At 60.5% G+C, this 17,051-nt stretch carries 18 protein-coding genes; 13 read left to right on the plus strand and 5 right to left on the minus strand.

Features of this window, described 5'->3' with window-relative positions; genetic code table 11:
• Nucleotides 1-100 precede the first annotated feature (100 nt).
• Nucleotides 101-280: a hypothetical protein gene (locus VH599_20050; GenBank protein ID HEY7350613.1), complete on the minus strand. Its 180-nt coding sequence runs from the start codon at nt 278-280 to the stop codon at nt 101-103.
• 306 nt (nt 281-586) lie between these two features.
• On the opposite strand from VH599_20050, the gene VH599_20055 reads away from it, so the two are divergent.
• Both VH599_20055 and VH599_20060 read left to right on the plus strand, forming a co-directional pair.
• Entirely contained in the window at nt 587-1,120 is a 534-nt protein-coding gene (locus VH599_20055) for an RNA polymerase sigma factor (GenBank protein HEY7350614.1), read from the plus strand.
• Nucleotides 1,117-2,964, plus strand: coding sequence for a zf-HC2 domain-containing protein (locus VH599_20060; GenBank protein HEY7350615.1), 1,848 nt, complete (start codon nt 1,117-1,119; stop codon nt 2,962-2,964). Before VH599_20055 ends, VH599_20060 begins: the two co-directional genes overlap by 4 nt.
• 75 nt (nt 2,965-3,039) lie before the next feature.
• Here VH599_20060 and VH599_20065 read toward each other — a convergent pair whose 3' ends face one another.
• On the minus strand, nt 3,040-4,101 hold the full coding sequence (locus VH599_20065; protein HEY7350616.1) for an RNA-guided endonuclease TnpB family protein: 1,062 nt from the start codon (nt 4,099-4,101) through the stop codon (nt 3,040-3,042).
• Nucleotides 4,102-4,291: 190 nt separating this feature from the next.
• Here VH599_20065 and VH599_20070 point away from each other — a divergent pair, with 190 nt between their 5' ends.
• On the plus strand, nt 4,292-5,122 hold the full coding sequence (locus VH599_20070; protein HEY7350617.1) for a hypothetical protein: 831 nt from the start codon (nt 4,292-4,294) through the stop codon (nt 5,120-5,122).
• A gap of 244 nt (nt 5,123-5,366) precedes the next feature.
• A complete protein-coding gene (locus VH599_20075; GenBank protein HEY7350618.1) occupies nt 5,367-7,454 on the plus strand; it encodes a glycoside hydrolase family 15 protein in 2,088 nt (695 codons plus the stop codon).
• A gap of 188 nt (nt 7,455-7,642) precedes the next feature.
• Here VH599_20075 and VH599_20080 read toward each other — a convergent pair whose 3' ends face one another.
• Nucleotides 7,643-8,089 (minus strand): MarR family transcriptional regulator, encoded by a 447-nt coding sequence (locus VH599_20080; protein ID HEY7350619.1) that lies wholly within the window; start codon nt 8,087-8,089, stop codon nt 7,643-7,645.
• 79 nt (nt 8,090-8,168) lie between these two features.
• On the opposite strand from VH599_20080, the gene VH599_20085 reads away from it, so the two are divergent.
• Nucleotides 8,169-9,023 (plus strand): phosphatase PAP2 family protein, encoded by an 855-nt coding sequence (locus VH599_20085; protein ID HEY7350620.1) that lies wholly within the window; start codon nt 8,169-8,171, stop codon nt 9,021-9,023.
• 206 nt (nt 9,024-9,229) lie between these two features.
• Here VH599_20085 and VH599_20090 read toward each other — a convergent pair whose 3' ends face one another.
• On the minus strand, nt 9,230-10,267 hold the full coding sequence (locus VH599_20090; GenBank protein ID HEY7350621.1) for an alkaline phosphatase family protein: 1,038 nt from the start codon (nt 10,265-10,267) through the stop codon (nt 9,230-9,232).
• Nucleotides 10,268-10,555: 288 nt separating this feature from the next.
• Here VH599_20090 and VH599_20095 point away from each other — a divergent pair, with 288 nt between their 5' ends.
• From VH599_20095 to VH599_20125, 7 genes are all read left to right on the plus strand, one after another.
• Complete coding sequence (locus VH599_20095; GenBank protein HEY7350622.1) at nt 10,556-10,747, plus strand: hypothetical protein; 192 nt, start codon at nt 10,556-10,558, stop codon at nt 10,745-10,747.
• Nucleotides 10,725-11,819: a transposase gene (locus VH599_20100; protein ID HEY7350623.1), complete on the plus strand. Its 1,095-nt coding sequence runs from the start codon at nt 10,725-10,727 to the stop codon at nt 11,817-11,819. Before VH599_20095 ends, VH599_20100 begins: the two co-directional genes overlap by 23 nt.
• Nucleotides 11,762-11,905, plus strand: a complete 144-nt coding sequence (locus VH599_20105; protein ID HEY7350624.1) for a zinc ribbon domain-containing protein — start codon at nt 11,762-11,764, stop codon at nt 11,903-11,905. Before VH599_20100 ends, VH599_20105 begins: the two co-directional genes overlap by 58 nt.
• Before the next feature lie 114 nt (nt 11,906-12,019).
• Complete coding sequence (locus VH599_20110) at nt 12,020-12,970, plus strand: TerC family protein (protein ID HEY7350625.1); 951 nt, start codon at nt 12,020-12,022, stop codon at nt 12,968-12,970.
• Nucleotides 12,971-12,991: 21 nt separating this feature from the next.
• Nucleotides 12,992-13,222, plus strand: a complete 231-nt coding sequence (locus VH599_20115; protein ID HEY7350626.1) for a hypothetical protein — start codon at nt 12,992-12,994, stop codon at nt 13,220-13,222.
• A 100-nt stretch (nt 13,223-13,322) separates the two neighbouring features.
• Nucleotides 13,323-14,087 (plus strand): triose-phosphate isomerase, encoded by a 765-nt coding sequence (gene tpiA, locus VH599_20120; GenBank protein HEY7350627.1) that lies wholly within the window; start codon nt 13,323-13,325, stop codon nt 14,085-14,087.
• Nucleotides 14,059-14,928, plus strand: a complete 870-nt coding sequence (locus VH599_20125; protein ID HEY7350628.1) for an XdhC/CoxI family protein — start codon at nt 14,059-14,061, stop codon at nt 14,926-14,928. The genes tpiA and VH599_20125 overlap by 29 nt, the downstream gene beginning before the upstream one ends.
• A 17-nt stretch (nt 14,929-14,945) precedes the next feature.
• On the opposite strand, the gene VH599_20130 is transcribed toward VH599_20125, so the two are convergent.
• Nucleotides 14,946-15,461: a hypothetical protein gene (locus tag VH599_20130; GenBank protein HEY7350629.1), complete on the minus strand. Its 516-nt coding sequence runs from the start codon at nt 15,459-15,461 to the stop codon at nt 14,946-14,948.
• Nucleotides 15,462-15,724: 263 nt separating this feature from the next.
• Between VH599_20130 and VH599_20135 the strand changes: the two genes are divergently transcribed.
• Nucleotides 15,725-17,023, plus strand: a complete 1,299-nt coding sequence (locus VH599_20135) for an MFS transporter (protein ID HEY7350630.1) — start codon at nt 15,725-15,727, stop codon at nt 17,021-17,023.
• The last annotated feature ends 28 nt before the right edge of the window (nt 17,024-17,051 follow it).

Genomic DNA, 17,051 nt, shown 5'->3' on the forward strand with positions numbered 1-17,051 from the left:
TGCCGCCTGATCTCGTATTCCTGGCGAGTGGAGCGTCCATTGCTTGGGTTATTTCCCCCTCCATTATAGGATAAGTGGCGCTTCCTCACAAGCCGGACGCTCAGGCAGGGTTCCACCACCTATCGGGGGGGACTTGTAGCGCCACCTTCCAGGCGGCTAGCCACCTGTAGCGCCGCCGGGACGGCGGCCAGCGTTGGCCTGCTGGCGCCGTGGCCCGGAGGGCGAACGCTCGCCCTGGCGCAGCGTTGAGCCGCCAGGATGGCGGCGCTACAAGTAACACGTCTCGCCTACCAACCCCTCGTGTTTGGTGGGACTAAAAAGGCAAGAGAAAAACAATTCTCAAGATACTTGCGGGACTTTAGTCCTACAAACCGGCGTTTTTCTTTGTTACTGCTCAGACATATGCTACCATTTCACCCGTTGAGTTGTTTTTATCAGCGCCATTTTTTTAGCGCGTCTTGTTACCCACTTCTCTGTTGTCCGTCACACTATCAGGAGGACCGACACAGCACGTCTGTGTGCCTGCTGATAGGCTGGGCGGAGCGTATTGCTCTTATCTAGCTATCTTCTGAAGGGGCGCAGTCGTATGGCCAGGGTGGAATCGGAGACCACATGGTCCTTCGAGCGTATCTACGAAGAATTTAAAACGCCAATCTACAATTATATCTATCATCTGGTCGGGAATCGGGAACAGGCGGATGATCTGACCCAAGACACCTTCTTGAAGGCGTTCAAGGCGTTACCCAAGATGGATGCGAGCCTGAAGTTGTCTGCCTGGCTGTACCGCATCGCCACTAATACGGCCTATGATGCGCTTCGTCGGCGGAAGCTGATTGCCTGGCTGCCCTGGCAAGACCTGGATCACGAACCCGCCGATGTGGAAAGCGCCGACCCGCAAGAAACCATTGGGACTACTGAACTGGTGCGCGGCGCGCTCAAACGCATGCCCGCCCAGTATCGGGCCGCGCTCTTACTGTATACGCAGGAGGGCTTTTCCTATGGTGAGATTGCCCAGACCTTGAGTATTGCAGAGAGCGGCGTAAAGATGTACCTCTCTCGCGCGCGGCAGTCGTTTCGAGAACACTTCCGGGCGCTGGAGCAGGGAGGAGCTTTGAGATGAACTGTGATCGGGCTGGAGAATTGCTCGGCGTGTATCTGCGCGACGAGTTGATGCCCTCCACCCGAGCAGAGGTACAGGCGCACCTGGACCACTGCGCATCCTGTCGCGCTGATCTTGATCTTGACCGGCTAGTATTTGAGCTACCCAGGGTCGAACCCTCGGCAGCCTTGCATGAACGCATCTTTTCCTCCCCCGAATTTCGGGAAATCGCGCGAGCGGTTCGCCTGCAAAACAATCCAGGCGACACGTTCTCCGAGGGCCGATCCTCCGGTGAAAGCCATGCACCGGCTGGAGATAAGATTAGCGCCAATGGCGCCTATTCGCATCTGAAGGTGCTGCGTCCCAGTGGGCCAGTGGCCCGCGAGGGAGGCAATGGGCATCATCGCCCGGTTGCCCGGACTGAGCGGAATATTCGGCGGATAGATTGGCAAGGGATGGCGCTGCGTCTGGTGGCGGCGGCGGCGGTGCTGGTGCTTGTCCTTGGCTCGGCGCTGGTGGCGAAAAACCTGCTGCAAACCCAGCCTCCCGTTGCTGCTATCCCCACTTTTGACCCGGCTGGCCCGGTGACTGGCCCGTTGGCTGCTGGCAATCGGGCCGTCTATCTGCATAATGGGCGGCTCTGGAGCGCGCCTGAACACGGCCCACAGATTCGCTCGCCGCTGACTGATAGATCAGTGACGGTGGCTCCCGGTTGGACGGTGGCTCCGGCGGCTGGCTCGAATGGGGCGCATCACCTGGCGTATATTGATCTGAAGACGGGGACGCTCCATATTATCCAGACGGATGATCGCGCCGACCTGACGGTTGGGCGCGTGGCCCCGCAGGGCGCTGACCAGGCAACCTTCTGGCAAAGCGCCGAGGGCCGGGCGATTCTGGCCGGACTGGCCTGGGCGCCAGATGCGCGGCAGCTCGCTTTCGTGGCTGACCGCGATGGCGCGGGCGCGGCGCTGTGGGTTGCCAATGCTGATGGTTCAGCGGCGCGCCCTGTGAGCGGCCCTGCTGCCCCTGGTGTGCTGCCATCATTGCCAGCCTGGGCATTGGATGGCTCGGACCTCGCCTATGTGCTGATCGGGAATGACGCTCCCAGCATTTGGAACTATGCCTTTGATGCTAATCCGCCGCAGATGCTGGAGCAGCGCGCCTGGCCTGGGGGCAATGCCCAGGATGTTGTGCGCGGCCTCTTCTGGACCAGCGATACGCTCAATCCGACGATCACCTGGAGCGTCGGCACGTCGGATGGAAAGCTGATCAAGGGCCTGTGGTCATATCGGCTTAACCAGACGCCGCATCTGGCGCGGCTGACCTCGCCAGGGGCCACCTTTAGCATGGTTGATTATAGCGCGCAGGCTGGCGGTACGGGTTCGTGGCTGGTGGCGCAGGTGAACGTGGGGCTGCGCTCTATCCATGCGGATGGCTCGGCGGTGATGGGGCTGGCTTCGGGACATATAGCCGCTGTGCGCTGGTCGCCTGATGGTCCCAACGCGCTGTATGTGGTGGCCGAAACTGGCGCGAAGAAGGGTACGCTCTGGACCTGGACGCCCCTGCTGGGGCAGCGCCAGATCGCCGGGAATGTGTCCCTGAACCCCTTGCCCGCCTGGTCGCCAGATGGCCGATATGTGCTCTATGTGGCGGACAGCCATGTCTGGAATGCGCTTGCCAGCGGGAGCAGCGAACCGCTCGCTGGCTCAGACGCGGCGACCGCCTTGAGTTGGGCGCCAGACGGTGCGCGTGTGGCCCTGGCAGGCGCAAGGGGCATTACCATCAGCGATTCAGATGGGAGTTCGCCCAGCCAGGTTGATAACGTGAGCGGCGTAGATGCAGTGATCTGGACCGCTGTGCCGTAAAGCGTGCTTCTTCATATCTTTACTGAAGAGGGGACAGTCAAATACCCCCGCTTGAAAGCGGGAGCTTGCAGTTCGCTAAGCAGCAGCGACTACGATAGGCTGTTTGACAGCAGCCCTGGAAATATTGATGGCAGCGTTGTAGTCGGCAGGCGCAGCGTACCCACACGACTGACAGACGAACTCAGCCTGGCTCTTGCGATTGGCTTTCTCGCAGTGTCCACAGACTGAGCAGGTGCGAGACGTATTGCGCGGGTCTACCAGATGGAGGCAGACGCCAGCAAGCGCGGCCTTATAGGAGAGGAAGGCACGGAGTTGGGCAAAGGACCAGGAGGCATGGCGATGACGCTGCGACCTTCTAACCGTGCTGTCCGTCCGTTGACGGATGTGTCTTAGGTCTTCAATCGCTATGCCGCGATGACTGGCCCTGGCTTTGGCAACCAGCTTTTTGCTGAGAACGTGGTTGGTGTTCGTATGAAAGCGGCGCTCTTTGCGCCGGAGGCGTTTGAGATGGCGTTTGGCCGATTTCGTACCTCGCTTTTGCAGGGCGGCCCGTAACTTCAAGAGGCGCGCTCTGGTGTGTTCCACCGCTTGCCCGCTGAAGGTGTCTCCGTCGCTGTCGGTGGCGAGGTTGACAATGCCCAGATCAACACCCAGCGTATCGGTAGGCTGCTCTGCGGGCGGCGTTGGCGCCTCCAGGGTTACGGCCAGAAAAAACACGCCGTTGCGGTAGATCAAATCAGCCTGGCCCTGGATGGCTTGCAGACGCGCCTCTTGATACCCGCCAATGAGGAAGGGAACCAGGACACGCCCGGCGCGCGTCAAGAGCGAGACCTGATTCAGCCCCTTGAAGGACATCACCCGCTGGTCATAGACGATGGCCCCTTCTGGGCGAAACGCGGGCTTGATGGCCTTATCGCGTTTGTAGACTTCGCTGGTCTTGCTGATGGCGCGTATCGCCAGTTGAGCGGGCAGCCTAAACTCAGCACGCAGGCGGGCATAGACGTGCTTCTGAAGTGCAAACTTGTTGGCGCTTTTCAGGGTAAATGCCTCTTCTGCTACCGCGTTGCAGGCGGCGTTAAAAGCGTGCATCACGTCCAAGAGGGCGCGATGCTGCGATGGCGCAGGGGCTAACTTCAAAAGCATGGTCTGTTTCATACAGACAGTATAACATAGTTAGAAGTATTATGTCAATAGGTAGCAATAGCGAAAGGGGGCGCGGCTTCCTCCCCGGTCTCAAGACACGAGGGCTTCCGCCGCGCAAAATCTGTGATCAGGCGCTGTTCCCTCCCTTTTTTGCTCTGTGGAAGCTGAAGGGGTCTGCTGGCGTATGAGTAGTCTGGTCTTGAAGCTCATCCTGACTCCGGCGTTGATCGGGGCAGCCAGCCTGGCTGGTCGGCGGTGGGGGTCAACGGTGAGCGGCTGGCTGGTCGGCCTCCCGCTCACTTCCGGGCCGGTGGCTTTCTTTCTCGCCCTGAATCACGGCGCGGCGTTTGCTGCCGCTGCTGCTGTCGGCACACTGACCGGAACCATGTCGCAAGCCCCTTTTTGCCTGACCTATGGGTGGCTGGCCCGCCGCTCTGGCTGGCCGCTCACTCTTGGGATAGGCTATCTTGCCTTCGCCGCAGCAACCGTTGCCCTGCAAAACCTGGCTATCCCCCTGGTCTGGCTCTTTCTGCTGGTGATCACTGCGCTTGTCCTGGCGCTCTGTCTGATGCCGCGCGGCGCTGAATCTACGCCGAAAGCCGCGCCGCCGCCTCCGCGTTGGGACATCCCCGCCAGGATGGTTGTGGCGACGGCGTTTGTTCTGCTGCTCACCGGCCTTGCGCCGGTCCTGGGCGCGCGGCTGACCGGGCTGCTGGCTCCGTTCCCGCTCTATGCCTCTATTCTGGCGGTCTTTGCGCATCGGCTTCAGGGAGGGGCTTCGGCGGTCAAGGTGCTGCGCGGCCTGCTTTTTGGCCTGTTTGCCTTTGCCGGGTTCTTTTTGGCGCTGGCGCTGCTGATCGAGCGGGTGGGTATCGCGCCTGCCTTCGCGCGGCCATCGCCGTCGCGCTCACGATCCAGGCTGTCTCACTCTGGGCGCTTCGCCGCGCCTGAGAACATTTCACTTGTAGCGCCGCCATCTTGGCGGCCAGCCGCTGCGCCAGCGCGCCACTTGTAGCGCCGCCTTCCAGGCGGCCAACGATTCGTCAGAGCGAGCGTTCGCCTTCCAGGCCAACCTACTGACAGGCCAGCGACCAGCCGCCTGGAAGGCGGCGCTACCAGTCGAAGCCGCCAGCATGCAACGGGATTTGATATAAGAGACAAAAGAACCCTTGGGCAAGATGGCGTTGTCTGCTACAATAGAAGGTGTCAGGCTGGCATCGAGGCCAACCTCGCAAACCGAAGAAAGCGGGTAAGGTGTTATGCGTCGAGTGGAGCGAGTGACAGCAGACAGCGCAGTAGGTGTCGAGCCGCGCTATCGGGCTATCAGTGACTATGGGGTGATTGGCGATTGCCGCACGGCGGCGCTGGTTGGGCCGGATGGCTCGATTGATTGGTGCTGCCTGCCGCATTTCGACAGCCCCGCGATCTTCTGCCGTTTGCTCGATGCCGAGCGAGGCGGCTTTTTTCGGATGAATCTGGCGGGCGGCGCGCAATCAGCAATGGCCTATCTACCAGGGACCAATATCCTGGAAACGACGTTGACCAACGCCAGCGGGCGGCTGCGTCTGCTGGATTTTATGCCTATTCGCAAGCGGCGGCCAAATGCCCGCCTGGCCCGCCATGTGGGCGTGGCGCTGCTTTCGCGGGCATCTCAGAAGCGGAGCGCGGAGATAGAGCGCGATCTGGGCAACGATGTCGCGGCGTCGCATCGCCTCCAGCGGATGGCGGCCTGCCTGGAGGGGAGTGTTGAGGTTGAATTGACGCTCAAGGCCACGTTTGATTACGCGCGCCAGGAAGCGCAGATCGAGCGCCAGCATCTTTCGGACGATATGACCGGCGCGCTGCTCTGGGACGATGGGCGCTACCTGGCGCTGGTGGTTCGGCGTATACGCGCCAGCGCGGATGGTCTCCAGGCTGCGCCGCTGGCGCTTGAGCAATCGGATCACACGCTGCGTCTGCGCGCGACTTTGCGGGCGGGCGATCAGTTGGTGGCCGCGCTGAATTACGCGCGAGATCGCGCCGAGGCGCGGCTGCTGCTGGCCCACTTGGCCCGGCATTCGTTCGAGAAAGACCTGGAGGAGACGCAAGCCTACTGGTTGGATTGGTCGAAAAAGTGCCACTACAGCGGCCCCTATCGGCAGGCGGTGCTGCGTTCGGCGCTGGCCCTGAAGCTTTGCACCTTTGAGCCAACGGGCGCGATTGTCGCGGCGCCCACGATGTCCTTGCCGGAATGGATAGGCGGCGTGCGCAACTGGGACTATCGCTATACCTGGCTGCGCGATTCAAGCTTCACGCTGGCGGCGCTGGCAAACCTGGGCTATCACGAAGAGGCGTGTCATTACTTTCATTTCCTGCACGACCTGCACCTGCGGCGCGGCGACGATGTACGCATTATGTATAACATTCGCGGGGAATCGGAAGATCACCTGGAAGAGCGGATACTGGATCACCTGGAAGGCTATCAGGGATCGCGGCCTGTGCGTATTGGCAACGGCGCGGCCCAGCAGCGCCAGCTTGACATCTACGGCGAACTGCTGGACGCCGCTTACAGCTACCTGCGCCACGCGGGCTTCCGCCCCAAAAATATTACGCGGTTCAACCGTGATCTCTGGACATTCTGTTCGATGGTGGCCGATTATGTTATCGAACACTGGCAAGACCTGGATCGCGGTATCTGGGAGGTGCGCGGCGACCCACAGGCGTTCGTCTATTCGCGGGTCATGTGCTGGGTGGCGCTGGATCGCGCCTGCAAACTGGCCCGTCATTATCAACATGATCACCACGCGGATCGCTGGGAAACGTGCCGCGATGCGATTCATCAGGACATTCTGAAACACGGCTACAGCGAGCAATTACAGAGCTTTACGCAGGCATATGGGAACACTGCGCTGGACGCCGCCAACCTGCGCCTGCTGCTGGTCAAGTTTTTATCGCCGGACAGCCCGCGCATCAAGAAGACCGTTGAGGAGACCCTGCGCACGCTGTCGGGGCCGCATGGGGTGGTCTATCGCTATCGCTCAGCCGCCGACTCGGAACCAGATGGCACGACGGATGATGGCCTGCCAGGCAAAGAGGGCGCGTTCCTGGCCTGCGCTTTCTGGCTCGTTGATAATCTGTGCTATCTTGGCCGAACCGACGAGGCCCGCGAACGCTTTGAGGGGCTGCTGCGCTTCGCCAGCCCGCTTGGCCTGTTTGCGGAGGAAGTGGACCCCGATACCGGCGCGCACCTGGGCAACTATCCCCAGGCGTTTACGCACATCGGGCTGATTAACAGCGCCGTGACCCTCCATCGGGCGAATGATGGTATCCTGGTTGTCCACCCCAACGCGGCAACGCATGGCCGGTAATCGCTCAGGGTTCTCCCAAATCTGAGGTGTTGGCAAGCGAGGCGTGTTATTTGTAGCGCCGCCATCTTGGCGGCCAGCGTTGGCCTGCTGGTCCGCTGGCCTGGAGGGCGAACGCTCGCTCTAGCGAATCGTTGGCCGCCTGGAAGGCGGCGCTACAAGTAACCCCCGATAATTGGTGGAACCATCGCTCAGGGGAGCGCGTGATCGAGCTTGCGCAAGAGGGAGAGGAGTTGAGTTTGCTCCTCTGGCGAGAGGGCAGAGAACTGCCTGGCGACAAACCCCTCCTGAGCAGGTACGGCCTCCCGATAGAGGCGCTGTCCCGCGTCGGTCAGAAAGAGGCGGTTGACCCGTCCCTCTTGCTGTCGGCGAATCAGCCCATGCTGCTCCAGCCGGTCCAGAAGCTGGCAGATGTTGCCCTTGGTTACGAGGAGTTTGTCGGCCAATTCCTGCTGGGTGATGCCTTCGGCGGAACCGATGCGGGCAATCACGTCGAACTGGGCCACGCTCACCCCCCAGGCGCGCAGATGCTCTGCCGAGGCGCGATCCATCTTCTGGAAGACGCGGGCGAGCCGCATCCAGGCCAGGACGGCTGGCTCGCGCAGCTTCTCCGCGCTTGTTATCGGTTTGCTCTCCATGCCTATAGTTAAGACCTAAACCTTGATTTTGTCAAGGTTTTCTACGATACTTTGGAAAAAGATGGATTCAGGAGTCTGGATGAAACGGGTGATGGTGATAAAAGCGCGCGTCCTCTCCCCTTTTGGTAAAGGCTGGCATTCGTCGGCCTCTCCCTGGTTTATCCTGGCAGCAGCACTCCTGCTGCTCTGCCTGTGCTATACCTTCCTGCTCACCAGGGGGGCGCTGAACGCTTCGACGGTGCAGATGGAGCAGTGGCTCTTAGGCCGTCCGATTACGCGCGCGGATTGCGTGCTGTTAGAGTGGCGGAATGTGGGGAATGCGCTCTTCATCTTGCTGGGAACGATTCTGCTGGGGGTTGTCTGCATGCTCCTGGGCTATCGCTGGCCGGTGCTGCCATCCCTCGTGGCGCTGCTGTTCATCTGCCTGGTCTGTGAGGGTACGGGCAAGGTTGTCTTGAGGCAGCCGATCCCCCAGGCGGTGAGCGCGAGCATGCCGGCGCTGGGCTGCCCACAAATCTATACGCAGCCGTCTTCGGCGCGGCTGAGCGCGGCAGCGGGGATGTGGTGGAACATTCCCCCGGCTTCTCAGGAGGTGGTCGAGCGCATCCACGCGCTTTCCGAGCAGCCATTGCTTTCTGAATGGTACTATAGGGCGCGGAGTTATCCAGGCGGCCACGCGATGCGCGGCAGCTTTCTAGGAATACTGGTCTGCTGGTTCTGCTGGAGGCATATCAAGCGCCGGGCCATTCGCGTGCCGTTGATGGCGCTGGCGCTGCTGGTGGCTTTTGGCGTCGGCTTTATCCAGTTTTATATCGGTGCGCATCTCATCACCGATACGATAGCGGGCTATCTGCTCGGCATCGCGGCGGCGTGCTGCGCGATTGGCCTCCTGCTCCTGAATGCGCCCAGACAGCAGCGCGCAGCACCCTCTTGACGCCACCACCATCTGAGAAAGAGCAGGCTCGCTGCTCTGCGCCTTGCCGGTGCGAAGCAGCAAGCCTGCTCTTTCGATGGTTGATTCCGTTGCTGAGCTATTCCTTAGAGCGCCTCACACAACCTCCGCGCGAGCAGAGGCGGGGTTGCAGCGCCGTCCTTCCAGGCGGCAGGGGTGGAGCCAACCGTCGGTTTTGTGAGGCATTCTTAGCCGCGTGGGCCAACCAGATCGCTCATGGGCTGAACATTGGCGGTGTCGCAGGTGAAGGCCAGGCAGCCCAGTTTCCAGCCGCCCTGGATGGTTGCGAGCATGGAGAAATGGTTATAGGCCACGTTGGACGTGCGCGGCGCGTGGTCAGAGTGTGAGATGACCAGCGTGACGACATGGCCGCCGCCATTGCCCGGTTCGGCGTCGCAGCAGCCGCTGGTGTCGCCAAAGCCAGAGTGGGTAGGAGAGCCAGTGAAGTCGCTCTCGTCCCAGGTGACGAAGATCACGGAGTTGCCCGTCCAGGCATGCGAGTTCATAATCGCGCTGACGGTATTGTTCAGGAAAGCATCACCAGCGGCAATCAACTCCTGGATGTGTCCGAAGCTGCACAGGTCGGTGGCGGGTCCGCCTCTGCCGTGCATATCGTTGCACTGGTCGGGGCTAATCCAGGTAAAGTCGGCGACATTTTTTTTGCTTGCCAGATCAGTACTCAACTGGCTGAAATCAACGATATTTGCTGTGCGTGCCGGGTTTGTCTGGACATCCTGATAGGAGATGAAGGGGTTGTGCTTGCGTTCGTAAAGCTGATTGCCGCAGGCAGACGCCAGTATATTCCCGTTGCACAAAGAATAGGATTGCATATAGGCTTTCCAGGTCTTGCCATGCGCCTCAAGCTGGTCCACGATGTTGGGTACGGCGATGGTATGGTCGTTATCATCGAGAATGCCGTTCGTCGCGCCAGATGTGGCCGCGATATAGTTGGGCTGGCTAGGATGGATGACGCCTGTGTAGTTGGTGGCAAGCCCATACCTGGCGGCGGCATCGTTAATCCAGGGCGCGTTGGGATTGCCGATCAGGGCGTCGAAGCCGGTGTTCTCCATCATGATGACGAAGACATGCTGGAAGTTCTTGAGGTCCGAGCGGTTCCCGGCGGCTGCCTGGACTCCGGCAGCGGGGGCGAATAGCATGACAAAAAGCCCCAGCATGGACAAGGCAACTGCTCCAGGGATGCCTACCCTGGTCACGAGACGACTCATGCGCCTATTCCTGTTCATGAGCATAGCCCTCCTAACGACGATGTAAAATGACTCAAACGCTGAGACCCGCCAGGTTGTATCTCCGCAGCGATGGCTGCCCTGATTGCTGAGCAGCCCCTCAGCAGTTCAAGTCTACCATACTAGTATCAAGAACCAGTAGTGATCTCGTGATGATAAGGTTAAGGTACTATTATCAGGGGCCGCGTAAAACCCCGCCTTTTAAGGCTGGGGATAGAAGCGGCCACGTTCCGGTTGACATGAATGTATAAACTATGATAGAATACGTACATGAAGAAATCAACCGAACCCAAGTTGCCACGCTGGACCATCACCATTTCGCCTGCCTTGATTGATGAGTTTCGTACCCTGGCCGCCGAACATAAACGGTCCTTAAACAGTGAACTGGTCTGGGCCTTAGAGCAATACGCCAAAGCTGAGCGGCGGACAGGGAAGAAGGATGCTGACCCGCAAGGCGTTTAAGTATCGCCTCTCCCCGACTCGCGCTCAGGAGCGTATCTTGCTCTGGACGCTTACCCGCTGTCGAGAACTCTACAACGCCGCCCTGCAAGAGCGCCGTGATGCCTATCGTATGGGGGGCGTTTCTATCCGCGGCTTCCATCAAATCAACCAACTGCCGGAAATCAAGCAAGAGCGACCGGAATATGCCGACATCCACAGCCAGATCTTGCAAGATGTCTTGCGTCGGGTGGATAAGGCCATGCAAGGGTTTTTTCGGCGCGTGAAGGTGGGCCAAAAGCCCGGCTATCCGCGTTTTCAGGGGCGCAACCGCTACGATAGTTTCATGTATCCCCAGGCGGGCTTTGCGCTGGCGGGCGAACGCTTGACGCTCTCCAAACTTGGAGACGTCAAGGTGCGCCTGCATCGCCCGCTAGTGGGGCAGGTAAAAACCTGCACGATCAAGCGCGAAGCCGATCAATGGTATGTCTGCTTCTCCTGTGAGGTGGAAGAAGAACCGGTGCCCGTGAGTGATGAAGCGGTTGGCCTGGATTTGGGCCTGCTGCATTTTGCCACGCTCTCCACTGGGGAAACCATCGAAAACCCGCGCCACTACCGCAAAGGACTGAAGAAGTTAGCGCTAGCGCAGCAGAAGGTGTCCCGCTGCAAACGTGGTTCCCATCGGCGGGAACGGGCCAGGAAGGCCGTAGCGCGTGCCCATCGCAAGATTCGTAACCAGCGCCATGACTTCCTGCACAAAGCGGCGCGCTCCCTGGTCAATCGCTATGGCCTGATCGTCATGGAAGACCTGAAAATCACGAATATGAGTGCCGCGCCCGCACCCAAGCCCGCCCCAAACCAGGACGGCGCGTATTTGCCTAACGGAGCCAGCGCCAAGGCTGGCTTGAATCTGTCGATTCTTGATGCTGGTTGGGGCCAGTTCCAAACCCTCTGTGTCGCCAAGGCTGCAAGTGCCGGACGCCTAGTAGAGTTTGTGGACCCCGCTATACAAGCCAGCGGTGTAGCCAATGCGGAGCGATTGCCAAGAAAGAGCTTTCTGAACGCTGGCATAGTTGCTCCTGTGGCTGCGAACTAGACCGCGATCACAACGCGGCGATCAACATTCTTCAGGCTGGGAAGCAGCCCACAGGTCTACGGGCCTGGAGAAGCCCCCTGCTTTAGCAGTGGGGTACTTCACATACATCTCATGAAAGAAGGGATGGCACAGCCGTTGCAGAGCCATGAGCGGACTGTAGGATGCCGCTCTTCCCAAAGGCTGAGCGTAGAGGAGAACACATGAGCGCAGAGATGATTGGGCTTTGGATCGGCTTTAATCTGGCGGTGCTGGCTCTGCTGGCGCTGGACCTGGGGGTGTTTAATCGCCAGGCGCACGAGGTTTCTCTGCGCGAAGCCGCGATCTGGAGCGCCGTGTGGGTGGGGCTTTCACTGCTCTTTAATCTCTTTATCTTCTTCTGGCGAGGGACCGACACCGGCCTCGATTTTCTAACCGCCTATCTGATCGAGAAGTCGCTCAGCGTTGATAATATCTTTGTGTTTGTCTTGATCTTTTCGGCCTTTAGCGTGCCTGCCAGGTATCAGCATCGCGTCCTCTTCTGGGGGGTGCTGGGCGCGATTGTGATGCGCGGCCTGCTGATTCTGGCGGGTACGACATTGATCGCCCTCTTTCACTGGCTGCTCTACGTATTTGGCGCGTTCCTGATTCTGACGGGCATTCGGCTGGCCTGGCGGCAAGAGCAGCAGATGCACCCTGATAAGCATCCGCTGGTGCGGCTGGCCCGGCGCTTCGTGCCTGTGACCGCCGATTTTGAGGGGCCGCACTTTTTTGCGCGCAAAGAGGGGCGTCTCTTCATCACGCCGCTGCTGCTGGTGCTGCTGGTGGTGGAGAGCGCCGATCTGCTCTTTGCGCTCGATTCTATTCCGGCGGTCTTTGCCATCACGCTTGATCCGTTTATTGTCTATACCTCCAATGTCTGCGCGATCCTGGGGCTGCGCGCGCTCTATTTCCTGCTGGCCGATCTGGTGGAGCGTTTCCACTACCTCAAGTTCGGGCTGGCGGTGATTCTGACGCTGGTCGGCTTCAAGCTGCTGCTGGCCGACCTCTATCACATTCCCATTGGCATCTCGCTGGGAGCGATTGCTCTCGTCCTCACGGCTGCTGTTATAGCTTCGCTCCTGCGCCCGCCAAAAAAGCCAGCGCGCGAAGCAGAAAAGAAGGCGCCGGTCTAACCGCCAGCGTCAAGGGTCAGGATGGGTTCCACCAATTATCGGGGGTTGCCACTTGTAGCGCCGCCCCCCTTCGGGAAGGGCCGCTTGCCTCGGCTATGCCTCGGCATGCTCGCTCCCGTTGGTCGCTCGCGCGTCCCTCCAGGCGGCTCAACGCTGGCCTGCTGGTGTGTTGGCCCGCAGGGCAAACGCTCGCGCTGGCGCAGCGGTGGCCGCCTGGAAGGCGGCGCTACAAGTGGCCCCGCTTTTTGCTAGAACCGTCAGGATGCCCTTCCTTGCTCGCTGCCTTGGGATGCGATACAATCTGGTTAAGAGTTTCTCATACGCTGTCGAGACTGGAGTGGAGTTGTTCTGGATGAGAACGCCGATTATCGCGGGCAACTGGAAGATGCACTATGGCCCCGTGGAGGCTGAGGAGTTTGTGGCGGGGATTCTGCCTGGCCTGCATGAACTGCATGAAGTCGAGCGGGTGCTGTGCCCGCCTGCTGTCTCTCTGACCTCGGTGGCTGGCGCGATTGCCGGGAGCGAGGTGAAGCTGGGCGCGCAAAATATGTTCTATGAAGCCCAGGGGGCGTATACCGGCGAGATTTCACCCACGATGCTGCAAGGTCTGTGCGCGTATGTCATCCTGGGCCATTCAGAGCGGCGCGGCTATTTTGGCGAGACCGATGAACTGGTGAATAAAAAGGTCCATGCCGCGCTGAGGTATCATCTGCGGCCCATTGTCTGCGTGGGCGAGCGGCTGGAGCAGCGCGAGGCAGGGCAGACCGAGCAGGTTATTCGCGCACAGGTGCATGGAAGCCTGGGTGGGCTGCCTGCGGAGCGCGTCGCTGAGGTGGTGGTAGCCTACGAGCCGATCTGGGCGATTGGCACAGGCCGCGCCGCAACCGCCCAGGATGCTGTGGCGGTCGTGCAGTTGATTCGCGCTGTGCTGGCCGATCTCTATGGCGCGGGGACGGCCCAGGCGGTGCGCGTGCAATATGGTGGCAGCGTCACGGCGGCCAACATCAGCGAATTTGTCTCCCAGCCCGACATTGACGGCGCGCTGGTCGGCGGAGCTTCGTTGAAACCAGAGTTTGTTGAGATTGTGCGTGCCACAGTTGAAGCGAAGGGTCATTAACGTGGGCAACATTTACGATGGCATCCAATCGGCGCTGAATCGGGGCGAACAGGTAGCGGTGGTGACGATTGTTAAGACGACTGGCTCGTCGCCACGCCCGGCAGGAACGAAGATGCTGGTGCATCTGGATGGCCGGGTGGTGGGTACGCTGGGCGGCCCACTGCTGGACAGCCGGGGCGCGCAAGACGCGCTGGAAACGCTGAAAGATGGCGTTCCACGCGCGGCGCGCTATACCATCGAGGCCGATACCGGCGAGACGGCTGGAAGCTGCGGCGGCACGATGGAGGTGTTTGTCGAGGCGGTGCGCCCGGAGCAGCGGTTGATTCTGGTTGGCGGCGGCTATGTGGCCCAGGCGTTGGCGCGCTTTGCCGAGCATCTGGATTTTCGGCTGCTGGTGGTTGATGATCGCCGCGATCTGGTGAACCCTCAGACGTTCCCCGAAAGCGCGCAGCTTCATTTTGGCGAGATTCCGCAGATGATTGCGGAGTTGCAGCCCGATAGCTCCACCTGGATTGTGGTGGTCACACGCGGGCATACCCTGGATAAAGAGGCGCTGCGCGTGGCCTTGCAATCGCCCGCGCCCTACGTGGGCATGATTGGCAGCCCCGGCAAGGTGCGGCGCATCTTCCGCGAGCTACTGCACGAGGGCATCCCCCGCGAGCGGCTGGAGCAGGCGCACGCGCCGATTGGCCTGGACCTGGGCGCGGAAACGCCCGATGAGATCGCTCTGGCGATTGCCGCCGAGATGCTGCTGCTGCGGCGCGGCGGCACAGGCCGTCCGCTGCATCAGATTCATCGCATGCTCGAAGAGGTTGAGGCCAGGGAAACGGCTGGCGGTTGAGATTGCGTCCCGCCGCCTCACTTGCTCGCTTCGACAGAAATGGTGACATCTGTGGTCTGGGTGTCCGATTCGTGCTGCGTGAGCGTGATGGTAGCGAAACGCTGCGCCTTAAAATACTCCTGGACCAATCCCTGCGGGCCTTCAGGGTTATCATGCAAGAGCCGCCAATGGTTCTTGCCCATCTGCGTCTTGAAAAAGTCGTCCAGCGTTTTCAAGTCCTGGGGGATGCGATACGCGCAGCTGGTGGTTGCGCCCGTGATTGCGGTGGACCCGACCTGAACGGCGTTATCGGGGATGACAATATCGGGCAGCTTGCCGCTGCAAGCGGTAAATGGGATGGGGGTGGGGGATGGCGTGCCGCCGACTGTGGGCGTGCCGCCAGGGGTGGCGCTGCCCACAGTGCCTGGGCTGCTGGCGGCTGTCGGCGTCTGGCTTGCGCCTCTGGTATCCGATTGGCAGCCTGACAGGGCTGCGATCATGAGCAGGGCCAGCAGAACAAAGACGGCGCCCAGGCGCCGGGTAGGTTGTGACATAGCATCCTCCGCTGCAAACATACTCCTTACCAGTTTCATCTTCCTCACCTCAAAACCTCATCTATTATACCAAATCCGCGTGTAGCGCGTCCCCCCTGCGACGAAACGCTGGCCGCCTGGAAGGCGGCGCTGCAAGTACAACGCGCCTCTTCAAGCGAACTTAGGATAAACTGTCCTTCTAGTTCTGTCCTTTTGACCGGGGTATCGCCAGGCGAGGCATGTTACAATCTGAGGAGTAAACGCTTCGATCAGAGGAGTGTACCATGTTGCTTGACCGCCTGGGTTGGCGGCGCTTTGGGCGCGATGTCTGGCTGTTGTTGATCTTTACGTTGGGCAAAGGTTTTCAATTGAGCATCGGCGCGGTGACGATTAACCTGTATGTCTATAGCCTGGGCTATCGGCAAGATTTTGTGGGTCTGTTTGCCGGAATGTCGGCGCTGGGTGGACTCTTGATGGCGGTTCCGGCGGGCATGATTTCTGATCGGCTGGGCAGAAAGCCGGTGCTGCTCTTTACCGGCCTGATTACCCCGCTGACCCTGGTCGCTATTGCCTTCAGTACTTCCGAGTCGGCGCTGCTGGTTTCTGCCCTGCTCAATGGCCTGTTTGCCTCGTTCTACTGGGTGACGGCGATACCGATGCTGGCGGAAAGCGTGGGCGATGACGAGCGTGTCGGGGCGCTGGCGATGAACAGCTTTTTATTGCTGGGCCTTGGCGCGCTGGGCAGCCTGGTCGGAGGCTTTGTCCCTGAGCTTGTGGCGATGGTGATTCATCAGCCCGCTACCGATCCTGTGCCGCTGCGTATCGGGGTGCTGGCGGCGGCGGCGATAGTCGTACTGGCCGCGCTGCCGCTGTTCTGGCTGCGCGCGCCAGCAGCCAGAAAGCAGCGAAAAACCAGAAGCGGCGAACAGCCCGCATCACCACGCCAGGGGCAGGCCGAAATCCGCCAGGACGCGCAGACCAGGACGCCCCCGGCAGCTTCGCGGCGCTCGATTCTGGTCCTGTTTGCCATGCTGCTCATCCCTGATCTGTTCATTACGTTTGGTGAGGGCATCGTGGTGGGCTTGCTGCAACTCTTCTTTTTCCTCAAGTTTGGCTTGCAGCCAGGCGCGCTGGGCGGCCTGTTCACCATTGCCGGGCTTTTGGGCGGGCTGGGCGGGCTGGGCGCGCCCCTGGTGGTGAAACGCTGGGGGAAACTGCGCACAACGACCAGCTTGCAACTGGCGACGGCTCCGGTAATGCTGATTACCGGCTTTGCGCCCTGGCTGGCTGTTGCGGCAGGGGGCGAATATACGCGCACGCTGATGCGGGCGCTGATCGATCCGGTGTATTCGGCCTTCGCTCTTGAGCAGCTTCCCGAAGAACGCCGCGCAACCGGCTTCGGCTTTTATTCCGTGACCTGGGGCCTGGGCTACAGCCTGGGTCCGGCGCTGGGTGGCTGGCTTCAGGCGCGGGTGGGCCTGTCGGCGTCGTTTATCGTGGGGGCGCTCTGCCTGACGATAGCTCCCACGCTGCTGCTCATGTTCTTTGGCCGCCGCCGGGGCGCAGCATCATTGCCTGTGTGATGAGTTTCAGCAGGGAAGGCTAGAAATA

Source organism: Ktedonobacterales bacterium (assembly GCA_036557285.1).
Lineage (GTDB): Bacteria > Chloroflexota > Ktedonobacteria > Ktedonobacterales > DATBGS01 > DATBHW01.